The sequence below is a fragment of the Pseudomonas migulae NBRC 103157 genome (assembly GCF_002091715.1).
GTDB classification, from domain to species: domain Bacteria; phylum Pseudomonadota; class Gammaproteobacteria; order Pseudomonadales; family Pseudomonadaceae; genus Aquipseudomonas; species Aquipseudomonas migulae_A.
This window is the reverse complement of the sequence record NZ_BDAG01000011.1, coordinates 39,348-58,676: the sequence shown is the minus strand read 5'-3', so window position 1 is coordinate 58,676 and position 19,329 is coordinate 39,348. Positions and strand designations below refer to the sequence as shown.

At 62.2% G+C, this 19,329-nt stretch carries 18 protein-coding genes; 16 read left to right on the top strand and 2 right to left on the bottom strand.

Translation table 11 applies throughout. From position 1 onward, the window contains the following. Positions 1-166: 166 nt before the first annotated feature. Positions 167-2,206: an oxidoreductase gene (locus PMI01S_RS10935; protein WP_084319806.1), complete on the bottom strand. Its 2,040-nt coding sequence runs from the start codon at positions 2,204-2,206 to the stop codon at positions 167-169. Between the two features lie 297 nt (positions 2,207-2,503). Here PMI01S_RS10935 and PMI01S_RS10930 point away from each other — a divergent pair, with 297 nt between their 5' ends. The 16 genes from PMI01S_RS10930 (at position 2,504) to PMI01S_RS10860 (ending at position 18,195) form a co-directional block, all read left to right on the top strand. Then, on the top strand, positions 2,504-3,175 hold the full coding sequence (locus PMI01S_RS10930) for a GntR family transcriptional regulator (protein WP_084319966.1): 672 nt from the start codon (positions 2,504-2,506) through the stop codon (positions 3,173-3,175). Between the two features lie 114 nt (positions 3,176-3,289). Further along, a complete protein-coding gene (locus PMI01S_RS10925) occupies positions 3,290-4,222 on the top strand; it encodes a 4-hydroxyproline epimerase (protein ID WP_084319805.1) in 933 nt (310 codons plus the stop codon). Beyond that, positions 4,219-5,334 carry an NAD(P)/FAD-dependent oxidoreductase gene (locus PMI01S_RS10920; RefSeq protein WP_084319803.1) on the top strand — a complete coding sequence of 372 codons (1,116 nt, stop codon included), beginning with the start codon at positions 4,219-4,221 and terminating at the stop codon, positions 5,332-5,334. The genes PMI01S_RS10925 and PMI01S_RS10920 overlap by 4 nt, the downstream gene beginning before the upstream one ends. Then, the gene (locus PMI01S_RS10915) at positions 5,327-5,563 is read left to right on the top strand and encodes a 2Fe-2S iron-sulfur cluster-binding protein (protein WP_084319801.1); all 237 of its coding nucleotides are present in this window, start codon (positions 5,327-5,329) and stop codon (positions 5,561-5,563) included. Before PMI01S_RS10920 ends, PMI01S_RS10915 begins: the two co-directional genes overlap by 8 nt. Beyond that, complete coding sequence (locus tag PMI01S_RS10910; RefSeq protein WP_084319799.1) at positions 5,560-6,816, top strand: NAD(P)/FAD-dependent oxidoreductase; 1,257 nt, start codon at positions 5,560-5,562, stop codon at positions 6,814-6,816. Before PMI01S_RS10915 ends, PMI01S_RS10910 begins: the two co-directional genes overlap by 4 nt. A 73-nt stretch (positions 6,817-6,889) precedes the next feature. Further along, positions 6,890-7,639, top strand: coding sequence for an AraC family transcriptional regulator (locus PMI01S_RS10905; protein ID WP_084319797.1), 750 nt, complete (start codon positions 6,890-6,892; stop codon positions 7,637-7,639). A gap of 231 nt (positions 7,640-7,870) precedes the next feature. Further along, complete coding sequence (locus PMI01S_RS10900; protein WP_084319796.1) at positions 7,871-8,689, top strand: ABC transporter substrate-binding protein; 819 nt, start codon at positions 7,871-7,873, stop codon at positions 8,687-8,689. A 10-nt stretch (positions 8,690-8,699) separates the two neighbouring features. Continuing rightward, positions 8,700-10,451: a cis-3-hydroxy-L-proline dehydratase gene (lhpI, locus tag PMI01S_RS10895; RefSeq protein ID WP_084319795.1), complete on the top strand. Its 1,752-nt coding sequence runs from the start codon at positions 8,700-8,702 to the stop codon at positions 10,449-10,451. A gap of 19 nt (positions 10,452-10,470) precedes the next feature. Beyond that, entirely contained in the window at positions 10,471-11,136 is a 666-nt protein-coding gene (locus PMI01S_RS10890) for an amino acid ABC transporter permease (RefSeq protein WP_084319793.1), read from the top strand. A gap of 10 nt (positions 11,137-11,146) precedes the next feature. Continuing rightward, on the top strand, positions 11,147-11,797 hold the full coding sequence (locus PMI01S_RS10885; protein ID WP_084319792.1) for an amino acid ABC transporter permease: 651 nt from the start codon (positions 11,147-11,149) through the stop codon (positions 11,795-11,797). Next, the gene (locus PMI01S_RS10880) at positions 11,790-12,512 is read left to right on the top strand and encodes an amino acid ABC transporter ATP-binding protein (RefSeq protein ID WP_084319790.1); all 723 of its coding nucleotides are present in this window, start codon (positions 11,790-11,792) and stop codon (positions 12,510-12,512) included. Before PMI01S_RS10885 ends, PMI01S_RS10880 begins: the two co-directional genes overlap by 8 nt. Positions 12,513-12,646: 134 nt before the next feature. Next, complete coding sequence (locus PMI01S_RS10875; RefSeq protein ID WP_084319788.1) at positions 12,647-13,675, top strand: trans-3-hydroxy-L-proline dehydratase; 1,029 nt, start codon at positions 12,647-12,649, stop codon at positions 13,673-13,675. Positions 13,676-13,802: 127 nt separating this feature from the next. Continuing rightward, the gene (locus tag PMI01S_RS10870; protein WP_084319786.1) at positions 13,803-14,720 is read left to right on the top strand and encodes a dihydrodipicolinate synthase family protein; all 918 of its coding nucleotides are present in this window, start codon (positions 13,803-13,805) and stop codon (positions 14,718-14,720) included. Positions 14,721-14,791: 71 nt separating this feature from the next. Next, on the top strand, positions 14,792-16,189 hold the full coding sequence (gene abaF, locus PMI01S_RS10865) for a fosfomycin efflux MFS transporter AbaF (RefSeq protein WP_084319785.1): 1,398 nt from the start codon (positions 14,792-14,794) through the stop codon (positions 16,187-16,189). Between the two features lie 129 nt (positions 16,190-16,318). Further along, positions 16,319-16,486: a hypothetical protein gene (locus tag PMI01S_RS31675; protein WP_159439539.1), complete on the top strand. Its 168-nt coding sequence runs from the start codon at positions 16,319-16,321 to the stop codon at positions 16,484-16,486. A 128-nt stretch (positions 16,487-16,614) separates the two neighbouring features. Then, the gene (locus PMI01S_RS10860) at positions 16,615-18,195 is read left to right on the top strand and encodes an aldehyde dehydrogenase (NADP(+)) (RefSeq protein WP_084319783.1); all 1,581 of its coding nucleotides are present in this window, start codon (positions 16,615-16,617) and stop codon (positions 18,193-18,195) included. 39 nt (positions 18,196-18,234) lie between these two features. Here PMI01S_RS10860 and PMI01S_RS10855 read toward each other — a convergent pair whose 3' ends face one another. Continuing rightward, a complete protein-coding gene (locus PMI01S_RS10855; protein WP_084319781.1) occupies positions 18,235-19,242 on the bottom strand; it encodes an Ldh family oxidoreductase in 1,008 nt (335 codons plus the stop codon). Positions 19,243-19,329: the final 87 nt, after the last annotated feature.

Below are 19,329 nucleotides of genomic sequence, written 5' to 3'. Positions count from 1 at the left end.
AAAGAGCCCGCATTCTAGTCGTTCAAAGGACGCTTTCGCGAGCAAGTCGAACCGTCGCACCGCCGCTCCCACACTGGATCTATGTTGCACCGAAGATCAAATGTGGGAGCGGCGGTGCGACGGTTCGACTTGCTCGCGAAGGCCATTGGCACGTTTAGCCTGCGAATTACAACTCAGCCGCCAACCGCGAACCCTGATTGATCGCCCGCTTCGCGTCCAGCTCCGCCGCCACGTCCGCGCCGCCAATCAAGTGCACGTTCTGCCCCGCCTCGACCAACCCGTCCTGCAACTCGCGCAACGGATCCTGCCCGGCGCAGATCACGATGTTGTCCACCGCCAGCACTTGCGGTTCGCCGGTTTCACCAATGCGGATGTGCAAGCCTTCGTCATCGATCTTCAGGTATTCGACGCTGTTGAGCATCTGCACCTGCTTGTTCTTCAGACCGGTGCGGTGAATCCAGCCAGTGGTCTTGCCCAGGCCGTCGCCGACCTTGGTTTTCTTGCGTTGCAGCAGGAACACTTCGCGGGCCGGTGCATGCACTTCGGCCTTGACGCCGGCCACACCGCCGCGTGCTTCCAGATGCGTGTCGATACCCCATTCTTTCCAGAAGGCTTCGCGATCCAGGCTGGTGGCCACGCCTTGATGCACCAGGAACTCCGACACGTCAAAACCGATACCGCCCGCGCCGATCACTGCAACACGTTTGCCGACCGGTTTGCGCTCAAGGATGACATCCAGGTAGCTCAGCACCTTGGCGTTCTCGACGCCCGGAATCGCCGGCGTACGAGGCGCGATGCCCGTAGCGAGGATGATTTCGTCGTAACCGCCTTCCACCAGTTTCGCCACGTCGACGCGGGTATTCAGGCACAGCTCGACGTTGGTGGTTTGCAGTTTGCGATTGAAGTAACGCAGGGTTTCAAAGAACTCTTCCTTGCCCGGCACACGCTTGGCGATGTTGAACTGGCCGCCGATTTCGCTGGCCGAATCGAACAGCGTCACTTGATGGCCACGTTCGGCGGCCACGGTGGCAGCCGACAGACCCGCAGGGCCGGCACCGACCACAGCGATCTTCTTGATCTGCTGCACCGGCAGGTAATTGAGTTCGGTCTCATGGCAGGCCCGCGGGTTCACCAGGCACGTGGTCAACTTGCCGCCAAACGTGTGATCGAGGCAGGCCTGGTTGCAACCGATGCAGGTGTTGATTTCATCGGCACGACCGGCAGCGGCCTTGTTGACGAAGTCAGGGTCGGCGAGGAACGGCCGCGCCATGGAGACCATGTCGGCATCGCCTTCGGCGAGAATCTGCTCGGCGACTTCCGGGGTGTTGATGCGGTTGGTGGTGATCAGCGGAATGCTCACCGAGCCGCGCAGCTTGGCGGTGACTTTGCTGAATGCCCCGCGCGGCACTTTGGTGGCGATGGTCGGAATCCGCGCTTCGTGCCAGCCGATACCGGTGTTGATGATGGTTGCACCGGCCTGCTCGATGGCCTTGGCCAGCGTCACGATTTCTTCCCAGGTGCTGCCGCCCTCCACCAGGTCGAGCATCGACAGGCGGAAAATAATGATGAAGTTCGGACCGACCGCTTCACGTACACGGCGGACGATTTCCACCGGCAGGCGCATGCGGTTTTCGTAACTGCCGCCCCAACGGTCCGTGCGGTGGTTGGTATGGGCCGCGAGGAACTGGTTAATGAAATAACCTTCGGACCCCATGATCTCGACACCGTCGTACTCGGCTTTTTGCGCCAGGGTCGAGCAGGTAACGAAATCGTTGATCTGCTTCTCGATGCCTTCTTCGTCCAGCTCCTTGGGCTTGAACGGGTTGATCGGCGCCTGAATGGCGCTCGGCGCAACCTGTTTCGGGCTGTAGGCATAACGACCGGCATGAAGAATCTGCATGCAGATCTTGCCGCCCGCCTCGTGCACCGCGCGGGTCACGATCTGGTGTTTGAGCGCTTCTTCTTCAGTGGTCAGCTTGGCCGCGCCGGAATACACACCCCCTTCGTCGTTCGGGCCGATACCGCCCGTCACCATCAGGCCGACACCGCCACGGGCACGCTCGGCGAAGTAGGCAGCCATGCGTTCGAAGCCGCCGGGCTTTTCCTCAAGACCGGTGTGCATCGAGCCCATCAGGGTGCGGTTGCGCAGCGTGGTAAAACCCAGGTCCAGCGGGGCCAACAGGTGCGGGTAATGAGCGGCGGTCATCGGTAACTCCACAACGAGCGATCACGGAAAAAGTGTGGGCGCTCTTTGGCGCCCCTCTGTCATGTGCAACAGACTATGAGCACTCCCCCGGCCGCTCAATGACCGAAACTGACAACTTAATGATCCAAACGAGCAGAACCCAGGCCTCACCCATTGGCGCAACTGCGCAGCCGTGAACTCCAGATTGCTCAAGGCAAGCAGGTTCTCCCCCAGTCGCTCGACCTGGCCGCGCAGGTCAGTGAGTTCCGGCTGGAAATTCGTATACCATATCTCCAACTCAATCGAACGACTGCCGCCGTGAACCTACCCAAATTCAATGCTCCAGACCTGGGCAATGCGCCTTCGACCTCGGAAATCATTACCCGCCACCTGCGTGACGCCATCGTTGCCGGGCATTTCGCCGAGGACGAGCCTATCCGCCAGGACGATATCGCCCGGCAATTCAACGTCAGCAAGATCCCGGTGCGTGAGGCTCTCAAGCGACTGGAGGCCGAAGGCCTGGTGATGTTCCAGCGCAATCGCGGGGCAATGGTCACGCGGGTGTCCGATGCCGAACTGGCACAGATGTTCGAAGTGCGCATGTTGCTCGAAGACAAAGTCCTGCGCCTCGCCATTCCCAACATGACCGAAGACACCTTCGCCCGCGCCGAACGCATCTGCCAGGAGTTCGTCGGCGAAGATGACGTGGGCCGCTGGGCCGAGCTCAACTGGGAACTGCACGCCTGCCTCTACGAGCCGGCGCAACGTCCATTTCTGGTGAGCCTGATCCGTTCGGTCAATGACAAGCTGGAACGCTACTTGCGCATGCAAATGAGCCTTTCCGCCGGCAAGGAGCGCGCCGATCACGAACACCGGGAGATCCTCGAAGCCTGCCGCGCCGGTGACGTCGACCGGGCGGTGAAGCTGCTGGACGAACACATCGCCGGGGTCTGCAAAACCCTGTTCGAGCACCTGCCCCACCACCACTGACAAACTGCAGTACTGTGCCGATTTCGTCATGGGCGCTGGATAAAACCCTCAAGCCTGAAAGCCCTCACGCGGGCCACTCTTGTGTTCACTCATCTGAACGGACGTGGCCCTGTCATGAAACGCATCACCGTGATCGACTCCCACACCGGCGGCGAACCGACCCGCCTGGTGACCGCCGGCTTTCCTGATCTGGGCACCGGTAGCATGGCCGAACGCCGGCAGCGCCTGGCAGAACAGCATGACCACTGGCGCGCTGCGTGTGTGCTCGAACCGCGGGGCAGCGATGTGCTGGTCGGTGCACTGCTGTGCGAACCGGTCGACCCTGCGGCCTGCGCCGGGGTGATCTTCTTCAACAACAGCGGTTACCTCGGCATGTGCGGCCATGGCACCATCGGCCTGGTGGCATCGCTGGCACACCTTGGCAAAATCGGACCGGGCGTGCACAGCATCGAAACGCCGGTGGGTACGGTGCAGGCAACCCTGCACGAGGATTATTCCGTCAGCGTGCGCAACGTGCCGGCCTATCGTTATCGCAAAGCCGTGGCTCTACAGGTGCCGGGGATCGGTCAGGTCGTCGGTGATATCGCCTGGGGTGGCAACTGGTTTTTCCTGATTGCCGAGCATGGCCTGCGCGTCGCCAGCGACAACCTCGATGCGTTGACCGCGTACAGCTATGCCGTACAACAGGCATTGGACGTTCAGGAGATTCGCGGCGAAGACGGCGGGTTGATCGACCACGTCGAGCTGTTCGCCGAGGATGCGCACGCCGACAGCCGCAACTTTGTGCTCTGCCCCGGCAAAGCCTACGACCGCTCGCCCTGCGGCACCGGCACCAGCGCAAAACTGGCGTGCCTGGCGGCCGACGACAAATTGCAGCCGGGACAGATCTGGCGCCAGGCAAGCGTCATCGGCAGCGAGTTCGAAGGCTCCTACGAACACCATGGTGACCGCATCGTACCGACGATTCGTGGCCGCGCTTTCATCAGCGCCGAAGCAAGCCTGATCATCGAACAGGACGACCCGTTCGCGTGGGGCATTCGCCCATGAGCCAAGGCCTGGTGGCCGATGTGATCGTGATCGGTGCCGGCATCATCGGCGCCGCTTGCGCTCAGGCCCTGGCGCGGCGTGGCTTGCGCGTGCTGGTGCTGGACGCTGGCCTGCATGGCGCAACGGCCGCTGGCATGGGCCACTTGCTGGTGCTCGATGACAACCCGGCCGAACTGGCCCTGAGCCAATACTCGCTGCAACGCTGGCGCGAACAGGCGCCGCAGCTTCCCGAAGGCTGTGCTTATCGAAACAATGGCACGTTGTGGCTGGCGGCCAATGCCGAGGAAATGGCCGTGGCCGAAAGCAAGTACCTGAACCTTCAAGCCCAGGGCGTTGCCTGCGAGCTGATCACCCGCAACGCTTTGCGTAGCCGTGAACCCGAGTTGCGCGACGGCCTGGAAGGCGGTTTGTTGATCAACGGCGACGGCATTCTCTACGCCCCGGCGACCGCCGACTGGATGCTCGATACTCCCCACATCGAACAACGCCGGGCGCGGGTCAGCGAGGTAGATGGCCACCGCGTGCGACTCGATGACGGCCAGTGGTTGAACGCCGAAGCCGTCATATTGGCCAACGGCATCCAGGCCAACGAACTGTGCCCCGAGTTGCCGATCGAGCCGAAAAAAGGCCACTTGCTGATCACTGACCGCTACCCCGGCAAGGTCACCCACACGCTGGTGGAGCTCGGCTATGTCACCAGCGCCCACAACGCCACCGGGCCATCGACCGCCTGCAATATTCAGCCCCGGCCGACCGGGCAACTGTTCATCGGCGCCTCGCGACAGTTCGGCACCCTCGCCCCGCAGGTCGAAGGCTGGATGCTCGCGAAAATGCTCAAGCGTGCCACCGAGTACATGCCAGGCCTGGCTCAGCTCAACGGCATCCGCGCCTGGACCGGTTTTCGCGCCGCCAGCCCCGACGGGCTGCCGTTGGTTGGCCAACACCCTAAACGCAAGGGCCTGTGGCTGGCGGTCGGGCACGAGGGACTTGGAGTCACCACGGCCCCCGGAACGGCCGATTTGCTGGTCGCGCAATTGTTCAACGAGACGCCGCCCCTGGCGGCACAACCCTATCTGCCGCAACGCTTTCTCGGGGAGGCAGTGTATGCCTGACTTGATCCTGGATGGCCGCGCCCTGCGGGTGGCCGAAGGCACAACTGTCGCCGCGGCACTGGCCTTGGCCGGCGACGGTTGCAGTCGCACCTCGGTCAGCGGTCAGCGGCGCGCACCGCTGTGCGGCATGGGCATCTGCCAGGAATGCCGGGTGACCATCGACGGCCGCCGCCGACTGGCCTGCCAGACGTTGTGCCAGCACGGCATGCAAGTGCAGACCCGCCCATGAACGAATACGCCGACCTGCTTATCATCGGCGCCGGCCCCGCCGGCATGAGTGCCGCCCTCGCCGCCGCGTCCAGTGGCGGACGCATCATCGTACTCGACGACAACCCGTTGCCGGGAGGCCAGATCTGGCGCGACGGGCCTCAGGCCAGTGTGCCAAATCAGGCGCGGCAGATGCGCGAGCGCCTGCACGCCCACAGCAATATTCGCCACCACGGCGGCACTCGCGTGATCGCCTGTTGCGGTCCCAGACAATTGCTGGTGGAAGACGCCGACCATGGCTGGTTGATCGGCTACGACAAACTGATTCTGTGCACCGGGGCCCGCGAGTTGCTGTTGCCGTTTCCCGGTTGGACATTGCCGGGGGTGACAGGCGCGGGAGGACTCCAGGCGTTGATCAAGGGCGGTCTGCCGGTGCAGGACGAACGCGTGGTGATCGCCGGCAGCGGGCCCTTGTTACTGGCCAGTGCGGCCACCGCGAAACACAACGGCGCCCACGTGCTGCGAATTGCTGAGCAGGCCTCTTCGATGGCGGTCGCCGGGTTCGCTCTGCAACTGCCCCGCTGGCCGGGCAAGCTGTTGCAATCCTTCACCCTGTTCGACCGCCATTACCGAACCGGCTCCCACGTAGTGGCAGCCTTGGGTAATGAACGGCTGGAAGGTGTGCGTCTGCGGCAACAGGGCAAAATCGTCGAACTGGCCTGTGATCGCCTGGCCTGTGGTTTCGGCCTGATTCCCAATACTCAGCTCGGCCAAGCTTTGGGTTGCGCCCTCGATGGCACGGCGCTCGCAGTCGATGCCTGGCAAGCCACAAGCCAGGCCGATCACTACGCGGCGGGGGAATGTACCGGTTTCGGCGGCAGTGAACTGGCGTTGGTCGAAGGCGCAATCGCCGGGTATGCCGCTGTCGGTGACACCGCAGCAGCACGTCAATTGTGGCCACGTCGGACGCGCCGGCAGGGTTTCGCCAAGGCGTTGAACAGCGCCTTCAGCCTCAACCCGCACCTCAAGTCACTGGCGCAGGCCGACACGCTGGTCTGTCGATGCGAAGACGTGCCCTACGCGGCATTGGCCGGGCACACTGACTGGCGCGCGGCCAAGCTGGCGAGTCGCTGCGGCATGGGCGCCTGTCAGGGCCGAGTGTGTGGCGGCGCCTTGCAGTATCTGTTCGACTGGCAACCCTCGGCTCCCCGGCCACCATTCAACCCGGCACGCATCGAAACCCTGATGTGCCTGGACGACACCCCACCCGCGTAAAGACCTGGCCTGGGGTTTCAGGTGCGCTGCCGAGTCTTTATGATCCCGGTAGTTGCCACCAGGCCCCAGAGCTATGTTCCCCTCACTCAATCACTTCAAACCCTGCGACCTGCCGACGCTGCTGAGCTGTCTGCAACCCATCGCGACGCTGCTCGACACCCTGTCGGACGTGGTGTTTTTCATCAAGGACAGCGAGGCGCGCTACGTCTTCGTCAACCAGACTCTGGCCCGGCGCTGCGGCTTCAAACACAGCGAGCAACTGCTCGGGCTGACAGCGGATCGGGTCTTTCCGGAGCGCTTTGGCCCGCTCTACACAGCGCAGGATCGGCGGGTGCTGTCGACCGGCCGCGAACTGGCCGATCAACTGGAATTGCACCTGTATTTCGGCAACCAGCCGGTCTGGTGCCTGACCCACAAGCTCGCATTGCATGACGAACACGGGCAGATCGTCGGCCTGGCCGGTATTTCGCGCGACTTGCAACTGCCCCAGTCCAACCATCCGGCATTCCAGAAACTGGCGGCGGTGGACGCGCACATCCGACGCCATTTCGCCCGCCCCATCAGCCTTGCCGAACTGACGGCCATCGCCGGGTTCTCCGTGGCGCAACTGGAACGCCATTGCAAACGGGTGTTCCAGCTCACGCCACGGCAGATGATCCACAAGTCCCGCCTCGAAGAGGGCTCGCGGCTGTTGCTGGACACGGACCTGCCCATCACCGAAATCGCCCTGCGCTGCGGGTATACCGACCACAGTGCCTTCAGCCGCCAGTTTCGCGCGCTCACCAGTCTGTCGCCCAGCCAGTACCGCGATGGGCGTCGCTGAAATGTTCCTTTAAGGGGCGCCAGGCACTCGCTGTGCTCCCTTCCGTAACACCCTTCCAATCGACGTCATGACGCCGCCGTGCGGCCAATAGCCTTTAAGCAGCCCTGCCTCAAGGGCTGGCAAAAAATCGCAGGCAAAAAAACAAAACCGGCACGTCGATTGCTATTGTTAATATCGTATACGAAATCCCCAATACGATATCTAACAGCACTTTCCGATCACGAGGCCTCTATGAAAAACCCCGCATTTGCCGTAGCCCTCAGCGCTGTGCTCAGTACCTCCTTCATTGCCTCCGCGCACGCGGACAAGCTCGACGACATTATCGGTTCAGGCAAGCTGCGCTGCGCCGTGACCCTGGACTTCCCACCTATGGGTTTCCGCGATGCCAGCAACGCTCCCGCCGGTTTCGATGTGGACTATTGCAACGACCTGGCGAAGATCCTGGGGGTCGAGGCCGAAGTGGTGGAGACGCCATTCCCGGACCGTATTCCGGCACTGGTCTCCGGGCGGGCCGACGTGATCGTCGCCTCGACCTCCGATACCCTCGAACGGGCCAAGACCGTTGGCCTGACCGTGCCGTACTTCGCCTTCCAGATGGTCGTGCTGACCCGCGACAACACGGGCATCAACAGCTTCAACGACATCAAGGGCAAAGCACTGGGCAACACCAGCGGCACCTTTGAAGCCATCGCACTGGAGGGTGATGTGAAGAAATGGGGCAGCGGCACCTTCCGCGCCTACCAGTCACAAAACGACACGCTTCTGGCGGTGGCCCAGGGTCACATCGACGCCACGGTGGTCACCAATACCGTGGCCGCCGCGACGATCAAGTCAGGCAAATACAAAAACCTGAAAATCGCCGGCAACGCGCCTTACACCATCGACTATGTGTCACTGGGCGCCAAGCGCAATGAGTACGGCCTGCTCAACTACCTCAACCTGTTCGTCAACCAGCAGGTGCGCAGCGGTCGCTACAACGAGTTGTTCACCAAATGGGTCGGCACTGAAATCCCGCCGACTGACCTGACCGTGCCAAAGGTCTACTACTAAAGTGTCCGGCATGCCTGGGTCCACTGCTCTCATCGGTCGTAACCTGGTCCCGGGCTCCGCCCAGGGCGCGCTGCTGTTTGCCGATGTCGGGCTGAGCTTCTGGGGCGGCGTCGACCCTTACACGGGTGAAGTCATCGACCGTCATCATCCGCTCAGCGGCTTACACCTGGCCGGTCGTGTGCTGGCCATTCCCAGTGGTCGCGGTTCGTGTACCGGCAGCAGCGTGCTGATGGAGTTGATCAGCAACGGTCATGCACCGGCCGCTTTGGTACTGGCCGAAGCCGATGAGATCCTGACCTTGGGCGTGCTGGTGGCACAGACCATTTTCGAGCGTTCCCTGCCGGTGCTGTGCATCGGCCGGGAGGCCTTCGCTACGTTGCGCGGCAAAGCCTTCGCCCGAGTCGAAGGCACCTCGCTGGCGATGTTCGATCACGTGCCCATCGATGACTGGCAGCCAACCGAAACACTGATGCATACAGGCGAAACCAACGAGTCGATTGAGCTCACCGGGTTCGACCGTTCGCTGCTCGAAGGCGAGCACGGCAAAGCCGCGCAGATGGCCATGCAGATTGTCCTGCGCATGGCCGAACTGCAAGGCGCCCACCAACTGGTGGATATCTCTCAGGCCCACATCGACGGTTGTATTTACACGGGACCGGCAAGCCTGCGCTTTGCCGAACAACTGGTGCACTGGGGCGCAAAGGTTCGCGTGCCCACCACCCTCAATTCAATTTCCGTGGACCAGCGCCGCTGGCGAGAGTTGGGCATCGACCCGTTGTTCGGCGAACCGGCCAGTGCCTTGGGCGATGCCTACATGGCGATGGGTGCGCAGCTCAGTTTCACCTGCGCCCCCTACTTGCTCGACAGCGCTCCGAAGGCCGGCGAGCAAATCGTCTGGGCTGAATCCAACGCGGTGGTCTACGCCAACAGCGTGCTCGGTGCGCGCACGTTGAAGTACCCGGATTACCTGGATATCTGCATCGCCCTGACCGGCCGCGCGCCCCTGATCGGTTGTCATCTGGAGGCATCGCGCAAAGCCCGCCTGCGCGTTGAATTACCGGAATTGGGCGAACTCGACGATGCGTTTTACCCTTTGCTTGGCTACCACATCGGCGCCCTCGCGGGCAGCCGGATCCCGCTGGTGTTCGGGCTGGAACAGTACCAGCCAGGCCTCGACGATCTGAAAGCCTTCGGCGCGGCGTTTGCCACCACGTCGGCCGCGCCGTTGTTTCATATCGCCGGGGTCACACCCGAAGCACTCGACTCGACACAGGTGCTGGAACCGGATGCCCGTGTGCCTGTGGAAACGATCCGCCTGCAGGACCTGCTGTTCAGTTGGCGTGAACTCAACAGCGCCCGCGATAAACACGTGGATGTGGTTTCGTTGGGCAACCCGCACTTCTCGCTCAGCGAGTTCGCTCACCTTGCCCGTTTGTGCCGCGGCCGGGACAAACACCCCGAGGTGGTGCTCGCCATCACGTGCGGGCGGACGGTGCTGGAGCAGGCCCGTGACGCCGGGCACATCAGTGTGATTGAAGCCTTCGGCGCCATCCTGGTCACCGACACCTGCTGGTGCATGCTCGGCGAGCCGGTGATTCCGCCAGCCGCCACAACCTTAATGACCAACTCGGGCAAATACGCCCATTACGCACCCGGCCTGGTGGGCCGCAAGGTGCACTTCGCCAGCCTCGCCGAGTGCGTCGACGCAGCCTGCACCGCCAGTGCCAGCGGACGCCTGCCAACCTGGTTGCAACCTGCCTAGCTGATGGAGAGCCACGCGCATGTTTGATTACACCTTCCAATGGCGCGCGACCCTGCGCGCCTTGCCGGACATGCTCGCCGGCGCCTGGGTCACGTTCGAGACCGCGGCGCTGTCGATGATTTTCGGCGTACTGATCGCCCTGGCCCTGACGGTGATGCGCGAAACCAGACATCCGCTGCTGCGCGGCATCGGCAACGGCTGGGTGTCGATTGCCCGTAATACCCCGTCGCTGTTCCAGATCTACATCCTGTACTTCGGCCTCGGCTCAATGGGCCTGCACGTCAGCTCCTGGCTCGCGCTGTTGGCCGGGATCACCTTCAACAATGCCGGCTATCTCGCGGAAAACTTTCGCGGCGGGCTCAAGGCGGTGCCCGACACGCAAGTGCGGGCCGCACGCTCGCTGGGCATGAGTGCCTTCCAGGCCTACCGGATGATCATCGTTCCGCAGCTGTTGCGAATCGTGTTCTACCCGCTGAGCAACCAGATGGTCTGGGCGGTGTTGATGACGTCGCTGGGAGTGATTGTCGGGCTCAACAACGACCTGACCGGCGTCACCCAGGACTACAACGTCAAGACCTTCCGCACCTTCGAATATTTCACCATCGCGGCGGTGCTGTATTACCTGATTGCCAAGGCGATCGTCGCGACGGCCCGGCTGATGGCCTGGCGGCTGTTCCGTTACTGAGGACGTGACTATGTTTTCCACCGGTTTTTCCTGGAACGACCTGTTGTTCCTGCTCAACGGCGCCTGGGTCACGTTGCAACTGACCTGCTGGGCGATCCTGCTCGGCACGTTCGCCGGGCTGCTGTTCGGCCTGCTGCGCGCTCTGTTGCCACGAGCCAGCCTGCCGCTGGCGTGGGTGCTGGACGTGTTTCGCAGCGTGCCGCTGCTGATCCAGTTCGTGTTGTTCAACTCGCTCAAGAGCATCGTCGGCCTGAACATCAGCGCGTTCAGCGTCGGCTGCATCGTGCTCGGGGTTTACGCCGCCGCGTACTTCACCGAGATCGTGCGCGGCGGCGTGTTGTCGGTATCGCTGCCCCTTCGCCGGGCCAGCCGATCGCTGGGCCTGAGTTTCTTCCAGGACCTGCGCTGGATCGTCCTGCCGATGGCCTCACGGGTGGCCTTTCCCGGCTGGCTGAACCTGGTGCTCGGCGTAATGAAAGACACCGCGCTGGTGATGTGGATCGGCATCGTCGAACTGCTGCGCGCCTCGCAAACCATCGTGACCCGCATTCAGGAGCCGCTGCTGGTGCTGTGCATCGCGGGCCTTATCTACTACGTCATGAGCCTGGTGGTCGCACGCCTCGGCGCTCGTCTGGAAAGAAGGTGGCAAGAAAATGATTGAGATCGACAACGTACACAAATCCTTCGGCGACCTCGATGTGGTCAAGGGCGTCAGCCTGACGGTAAACAAGGGTGAGGTGGTGTCCATCATCGGTGGCTCGGGCTCCGGAAAATCGACGCTGCTGATGTGCATCAATGGCCTTGAGCCGATCCAGAAAGGCAACATCCGGGTGGATGGCGTCGAGGTGCACCACCGCACCACCGACCTCAACCGCCTGCGGCAGAAGATCGGCATCGTGTTCCAGCAATGGAATGCCTTTCCACACCTGACTGTGCTGGAAAACGTGATGCTCGCTCCGCGTAAAGTCCTCGGCAAGAGCAAGGCCGAAGCGGAGGCACTGGCCGTGCAACAACTGACTCACGTTGGCCTGGGTGACAAGCTCAAGGTGTTCCCCGGCAAACTCTCGGGCGGCCAGCAACAACGCATGGCCATCGCCCGCGCCCTGGCCATGTCACCGGACTACATGCTGTTCGACGAAGCCACCTCGGCCCTCGACCCACAGTTGGTCGGCGAAGTGCTGGACACCATGCGCATGCTCGCCGAAGACGGCATGACCATGGTGCTGGTGACGCACGAGATCCGCTTCGCCCGGGACGTCTCCGACCGCGTGGCGTTCTTTCGCAACGGCCTGGTGCACGAGATCGGCTCGCCGGATCAGGTGATCGGTAATCCGGTACAGGCGGAAACCGCAGCGTTTCTGAAATCGGTGAAATAACGGATGGCCCCTTCGCGGGCAAGCCCGCTCCCAAATTGGCCTGGGTTGAACCCCGATTTTATGTACGCCGCCAAACCCTGTGGGAGCGGGCTTGCCCGCGAAGGGGCCCGAACAGACAAAACAAGGAGCAAACCATGCGCTCATCGAAAGTCATTCATGTGGTCAGCTGCCACGCCGAAGGTGAAGTCGGCGACGTGATTGTCGGCGGGGTCGCACCACCGCCCGGCGCCACAGTCTGGGAACAATCACGCTGGATCGCCAGGGATGAAACCCTGCGCAACTTCGTGCTCAACGAGCCGCGTGGCGGGGTGTTCCGCCACGTCAACCTGCTGGTGCCGGCCAAGGACCCGCGGGCACAGATGGCCTGGATCATCATGGAACCGGCGGATACCCCGCCGATGTCCGGCTCCAACTCATTGTGCGTGGTCACCGTGTTGCTCGACACCGGTATTGTGCCGATGACCGAGCCGCAAACCCGGTTGGTGCTCGAAGCCCCCGGCGGGCTGATCGAAGCCTTGGCCGATTGCCGTGACGGCAAAGTCGAACGGGTGGAAATCAAAAACGTGCCGTCCTTCGCCGATCGCCTCGACGCGTGGATCGAAGTAGAAAGTGTCGGCACGCTCAAGGTCGATACCGCCTATGGCGGAGACAGCTTTGTGATCGCCGATGCCAAGGAACTGGGCTTTTCAATCAGCCCCGATGAGGCCGCCGACCTGGTGGAGGCCGGGTTGAAAATCACCCGTGCCGCCAACGAGCAATTGGGCTTTGTACATCCTTTGAACCCTGAGTGGTCGCACATTTCCTTTTGCCAGATCGCAGCGCCCATCGTCTACGAGAACGGCATCGCCACCGGTGCTAATGCGGTGGTGATTCAACCGGGCAAGATCGACCGCTCGCCTACCGGCACTGGCTGCTCCGCGCGCATGGCCGTGTTGCAAGCCAAGGGTTTGATGCAGGCCGGAGACCGTTTTATCGGTCGCTCGATCATCGGCTCCGAATTCCACTGCCGGATTGACTCACTGACCGAAGTGGCCGGACGCGCCGCTATCTACCCCTGCATTTCCGGCCGTGCCTGGATCACCGGCACCCATCAATTGCTGCTCGATCCAAGCGATCCATGGCCACAAGGCTATCGGTTGTCAGACACCTGGCCCGGTGCCTGAACGCTGAATCCCTGCCCTCCCCGGACCAACGGCTGGCAAAAACCCTTCAAACCTGAAAAAAGCACTAGCCGATTCTTTTCATTTTAAATATCGTATACGAAATACAATAAACAACCCGGAGGTAACAATGAGCAAGCGAATTAACTGGAGTGGCGTCTTCCCCGCGGTGACCACTCAATTCAACGATGACTTCTCGATCAACCTGGACAAAACCCATCAGGTGATTTCCAACGTGATTCGCGACGGCGTTTCGGGCCTGGTGGTTTGCGGCTCGGTAGGCGAAAACACTTCGTTGACCGCTGCAGAAAAAATCGCCGTCACTGAAGTCGCAGTCGATGCCTCTCGCGGTCGCGTGCCGGTGATTTGCGGCGTGGCCGAGTTCACCAGTGTGGAAGCGGCCAAGGTCGCCAACGCAGTCCGCAAGGTCGGTGTCGATGGCGTCATGCTGATGCCGGCGCTGGTCTACGGTTCCAAGCCGTTCGAAACCGCCGAGCATTACCGCTACGTGGCGAAAAATGCCGACGTACCGCTGATGGTCTACAACAACCCGCCGATCTACAAAAACGACGTGACCCCGGACATCCTGATTGCCCTGGCCGACTGCGATAACGTGGTGTGCTTCAAGGATTCGTCTGGCGACACCCGCCGCTTCATCGACATTCGCAATGAAGTGGGTGACCGTTTCGTATTGTTCGCCGGCCTTGACGACGTGGTGCTGGAAAGCCTCGCCGTGGGGGCTGAAGGCTGGGTGTCGGGCATGTCCAACGTGTTCCCGAAAGAAGGCGAAACCATCTTCCGACTGGCCAAGGCCGGACGCTATGCCGAAGCCATGCCGATCTATGAATGGCTGATGCCGATCCTGCACCTCGACGCCCGTGCCGACCTGGTGCAATGCATCAAGCTCTGCGAAGCCATCGCCGGTCGTGGCAGTGCCCTGACCCGTCCGCCACGCCTGGCCCTGCCGGAAGCCGACCGGGTTTTCGTCGAACAGATCATGGCCAAGGCCTTGGCCAACCGTCCGTCGTTGCCGGACGTCGGTCTCTGAGTGATTGCCGGGCGGGTCTTTGCGGACCCGGCCCGGCTGCCTGTTTTTGCGCCCTTACAGGAAACGCCAGCATGCCTGATGCTCAACACACGCAAAGCGCAACCACACCCTCGGGACTCAAGCGTGTCGTGGCCGCCGCCATGGCCGGCACCGTCGCCGAGTGGTATGAATTCTTTCTTTATGGCACCGCGTCGGCACTGGTCTTCGGCCAGTTGTTCTTCCGCCAGACCGACAGCCCCATCGACGGCATCATCGCCGCCTTCGCCCTGTACGCCGTGGGCTTTCTCGCCCGTCCGCTGGGCGGCCTGGTGTTCGGTCACTATGGCGACAAATACGGCCGCAAGCGCCTGCTGCAACTGAGCCTGGTGGTGGTCGGCGTCACCACATTCCTGATGGGTTGCCTGCCCGGCTTCAACCAGATCGGCTATGCCGCACCGGTGTTGCTGGTGCTCCTGCGGCTGATCCAGGGTTTCGCCTTTGGCGGCGAATGGGGCGGTGCGATTCTGCTGGTGTCCGAGCATTGCCCGGACAATCGCCGAGGTTTCTGGGCCAGTTGGCCGCAAGCCGGTGTGCCGGCCGGCAACCTGGTGGCGACGGTTGCGCTATTGCTGTTGTCGTCGAACCTGTCGGAGGAGCAATTCCTCGCCTGGGGCTGGCGCGTGGCGTTCTGGTTCTCGGCCATCGTGGTGCTGATCGGCTACTGGATTCGCACCAGCGTCGATGACGCACCGATTTTCAAGGAAGCCCAGGCCCGTCAGGCGCAAACCAAACAACAGCAACTGGGCGTGGTCGAAGTGCTGCGTCACCACTGGCGTTCGGTACTGGTCGGTATCGGTGCGCGGTTTGCCGAAAACATCCTCTACTACACCGTCGTGACCTTCTCGATTACCTACCTGAAACTGGTGGTGCACAAAGACACTTCCGAAATTCTGTTGCTGATGTTCGGAGCCCACCTGCTGCACTTTTTCATGATTCCGCTGATGGGGTATCTGTCGGATCTGGTCGGGCGCAAACCGGTGTACCTGACAGGCGCTGTACTCACGGCATTCTGGGGGTTCATCGGTTTCCCGATGATGGACACCGGCAACAACTGGCTGATCATGGCAGCCATCACTCTGGGCCTGGCCATCGAGTCGATGACCTATGCGCCCTACTCGGCGCTGATGGCCGAAATGTTCCCGACCCACGTGCGCTACACCGCGTTGTCCCTGTGCTATCAGGTGGCGCCCATCTTCGCCGGCTCACTCGCGCCACTGATCGCGATCACCTTGCTCAACAAGTACCACAGCTCCACGCCGATTGCGTTCTACCTGGTCGCTGCGTCGCTGATCTCCATCATCGCGGTCGGTCTGACCCGTGAGACGCGTGGCAAGTCGTTGCATCTGGTGGACAGCGAATCTGCCGCGCGCATCGCCGCCCTGAACGACGCCGAACCGGTGGCCGCACGCCGCAGCGATTCGCTGGCCTGACACGGTCCCTTGTAGGAGCCGGCTTGCTGGCGATGGCGGTGTATCAATCAACATTTTTGCCGTCTGACACACCGCCATCGCCAGCAAGCCGGCTCCTACAGGTCCTCTACATACCAAACGGAGTTTTCCATGCCCGAGATCATCGGCCACAACTACATCGGCGGTGCGCGCAGTGCCGTCGGCAAGGAGACGCGTGGCAAGTCGTTGCATCTGATGGATAGCGAGTCCACCGCGCGCATCGCCGCCCTGAACAACGCCGAACCGGTGGCCGCACGCCGCAGCGATTCGCTGGCCTGACACGGTCCCTTGTAGGAGCCGGCTTGCTGGCGATGGCGGTGTATCAATCAACATTTTTGCCGTCTGACACACCGCCATCGCCAGCAAGCCGGCTCCTACAGGTCCTCTACATACCAAAGGAGCTTTCCATGCCCGAGATCATCGGCCACAACTACATCGGCGGTGCGCGCAGTGCCGTCGGCAAGGTCACCGTGCGTAGCCACGACGCCAGTACCGGAGAGGCGCTGCCCTACGCGTTCATGCAGGCCACCGTCGAAGAAGTCGACGCAGCCGCCCAGGCCGCCGCGACCGCCTACCCCACCTTTCGCACTTTGCCGGCCAGTCGCCGCGCGGAGTTTCTCGAGGCCATTGCCACGCAACTGGAAGCGTTGGGCGATGAATTCGTCGCCCTGGTCACCCGCGAGACGGCGTTGCCGAACGGACGCATTCTGGGTGAGCGCACGCGCACCAGCAGTCAGATGCGCCTGTTTGCACACGTCCTGCGACGCGGCGATTTTTATGCCGCGCGCATCGACCGAGCCTTGCCCGAGCGCCAGCCACTGCCACGGGTCGATCTGCGCCAATACCGGATCGGCATCGGTCCGGTCGCGGTGTTCGGAGCGAGCAATTTCCCGCTGGCATTCTCAACCGCCGGTGGCGATACCGCTGCTGCGTTGGCCGCCGGTTGTCCGGTGGTGTTCAAGGCCCACAGCGGGCATATGGCAACCGCTGAGCAAGTAGCCAACGCGATCATGCGGGCCGCCGAGCAAACCGGTATGCCCAAGGGTGTGTTCAACATGATCTACGGCGCGGGCGTCGGCGAAGCGCTGGTCAAGCATCCGGCCATCCAGGCCGTTGGCTTTACCGGCTCACTCAAGGGTGGACGCGCGCTGTGCGACATGGCAGCGGCACGACCGCAGCCGATTCCAGTGTTCGCCGAAATGAGCAGCATCAATCCAGTGGTGGTATTGCCCGAAGCGCTGCAAGTGCGGGGCGAGAAAATTGCCAGTGAACTCGCCGCCTCCGTAGTGCTCGGCTGTGGCCAGTTCTGCACTAACCCGGGGCTGGTGATCGGTATTCGCTCGCCAGCGTTCAGCACCTTTACCAAATTGCTGAGCGCCTTGATGGCCGAGCAACCGGGGCAGACCATGCTCAACATCGGCACGCTCGACAGCTACGCCAACGGTGTTCAGGCGTTGCACGCGCACCCGAAAATCACTCACCTGGCCGGCGGCGATCAACAAGGTAAACAGGCGCAGCCGCAACTGTTCAAGGCTGACGTGAGCCTGTTGCTCGATGGCGATCCGCTGTTGCAGGAAGAAGTGTTCGGCCCGGCGACAGTGTTGGTGGAAGTGGCCGACAAAGCAGAACTGCAACGGGCACTTCAACACTTGCACGGACAGCTCACGGCCACACTGATTGCCGAAGCCGGCGACCTGAAAAATCACCCTGAGCTGTTACCACTGCTGGAACAAAAAGCCGGCCGGGTGTTGTTCAACGGTTACCCGACCGGCGTCGAAGTCTGCGATGCGATGGTGCATGGCGGGCCGTATCCGGCCACCTCAGATGCGCGCGGCACCTCGGTCGGCAGCCTGGCCATCGAGCGTTTCCTGCGCCCGGTGTGCTACCAGAACTGTCCCGACGCGCTCTTGCCCGACCCGCTGAAAAATGCGAACCCGCTGGGCATCGCTCGCTTGGTCGATGGCAGCAATCAACACGCCCCGCTGTAAAAAAAACGCCACCGGTTTACCGGTGGCGCCTTCTTTCACTCATCCCAGCAACGCGTTCAGGTCGTTGTACAACGCTTCGGGAATCTCCACACCTTCCACCAGGCTACGCGCTCGCGCCGCATAGCGCCGTTGCGATGGCAACCGTGCGCCCTGCCCTTGAATGCTCTGGAACAAGACTTCGGCACGGGCCAGGTGCTGCTCGGTGGCTTCACCGAGAAAACGTCGTGGATCAAGGGCGATGATCAGCTCGCCGTGGTACGGCGACGACTTGCTGCCGGCGTCGTAAGCCAATGACTCGGCACTGGTCAGGTCACCGATCAACGGCCCGGCGATCAACTCCACCATGGCGGCTAGTGCCGAACCTTTGTGCCCACCGAACGTCAGCATCGCGCCCGCATCGAGCACCACATTGGCATCGGTGCTTGGCTGACCCTGCGCGTCCACGCCCCAGCCCTCGGGAATCGCTTTGCCGGCACGCCGGTGCAACTCGATATCGCCACGGGCAATCGCGCTGGTGGCGAAGTCAAACACAAACGGATCCTTGCCCGCGCGAGGCCACCCGAACGCAATGGGATTGGTGCCGAACACCGGCTGGCTGCCGCCTGCTGGCGCCACCCAGGCATGACTGGGATTGCAGGCCAGCGCCACGAGGCCGGCGGCCGTCAGTTGTTCGATCTCGACCCACAGCGCAGAGAAATGCACACAGCGATTGATTGCCAGCGCAGCGATACCGTTTGCCCGGGTTTTCTGCGCCAACAACGGCAGCCCTGCCTGGAACGCCAATTGTGAAAAACCACCCGCCGCCTCCACGCGCACAATCGAAGGCGCTTGATCAATGATCTGCGGCTCGGCATCGGCCACCACTTTGCCGGCCCTGAGCGAGTTGACGCAGCCCAGAATCCGGTACAAACCATGGGAGGCGCAGCCATCGCGCTCGCCGGCAATCACTGTGGCGGTCACCGCTTGAGCGTGGGCAAGGTTGAAACCGTTGTGCAGCAAAATCGATTCGGCCAGCTCGCGAGCTTCGGCCAGGGACAATCGGATCATAATCACCTCCTTGAACAGACCGCCCAGCCTGGCCCACCCCAGCTGTCACGGCTTGATCGCTTTAAGCCAAGGTGATGACGAATTCGG

Excerpts from the sequence above, each read along its gene's own strand:
- PMI01S_RS10935 (WP_084319806.1), bottom strand. The coding sequence starts at position 2,206 with ATGACCGCCGCTCATTACCCGCACCTGTTGGCCCCGCTGGACCTGGGT.
- PMI01S_RS10925 (WP_084319805.1), top strand. The coding sequence starts at position 3,290 with ATGAAACGCATCACCGTGATCGACTCCCACACCGGCGGCGAACCGACC.
- PMI01S_RS10920 (WP_084319803.1), top strand. The coding sequence starts at position 4,219 with ATGAGCCAAGGCCTGGTGGCCGATGTGATCGTGATCGGTGCCGGCATC.
- PMI01S_RS10915 (WP_084319801.1), top strand. The coding sequence starts at position 5,327 with ATGCCTGACTTGATCCTGGATGGCCGCGCCCTGCGGGTGGCCGAAGGC.
- PMI01S_RS10910 (WP_084319799.1), top strand. The coding sequence starts at position 5,560 with ATGAACGAATACGCCGACCTGCTTATCATCGGCGCCGGCCCCGCCGGC.
- PMI01S_RS10905 (WP_084319797.1), top strand. The coding sequence starts at position 6,890 with ATGTTCCCCTCACTCAATCACTTCAAACCCTGCGACCTGCCGACGCTG.
- PMI01S_RS10900 (WP_084319796.1), top strand. The coding sequence starts at position 7,871 with ATGAAAAACCCCGCATTTGCCGTAGCCCTCAGCGCTGTGCTCAGTACC.
- lhpI (WP_084319795.1), top strand. The coding sequence starts at position 8,700 with ATGCCTGGGTCCACTGCTCTCATCGGTCGTAACCTGGTCCCGGGCTCC.
- PMI01S_RS10890 (WP_084319793.1), top strand. The coding sequence starts at position 10,471 with ATGTTTGATTACACCTTCCAATGGCGCGCGACCCTGCGCGCCTTGCCG.
- PMI01S_RS10885 (WP_084319792.1), top strand. The coding sequence starts at position 11,147 with ATGTTTTCCACCGGTTTTTCCTGGAACGACCTGTTGTTCCTGCTCAAC.
- PMI01S_RS10880 (WP_084319790.1), top strand. The coding sequence starts at position 11,790 with ATGATTGAGATCGACAACGTACACAAATCCTTCGGCGACCTCGATGTG.
- PMI01S_RS10875 (WP_084319788.1), top strand. The coding sequence starts at position 12,647 with ATGCGCTCATCGAAAGTCATTCATGTGGTCAGCTGCCACGCCGAAGGT.
- PMI01S_RS10870 (WP_084319786.1), top strand. The coding sequence starts at position 13,803 with ATGAGCAAGCGAATTAACTGGAGTGGCGTCTTCCCCGCGGTGACCACT.
- abaF (WP_084319785.1), top strand. The coding sequence starts at position 14,792 with ATGCCTGATGCTCAACACACGCAAAGCGCAACCACACCCTCGGGACTC.
- PMI01S_RS31675 (WP_159439539.1), top strand. The coding sequence starts at position 16,319 with ATGCCCGAGATCATCGGCCACAACTACATCGGCGGTGCGCGCAGTGCC.
- PMI01S_RS10860 (WP_084319783.1), top strand. The coding sequence starts at position 16,615 with ATGCCCGAGATCATCGGCCACAACTACATCGGCGGTGCGCGCAGTGCC.
- PMI01S_RS10855 (WP_084319781.1), bottom strand. The coding sequence starts at position 19,242 with ATGATCCGATTGTCCCTGGCCGAAGCTCGCGAGCTGGCCGAATCGATT.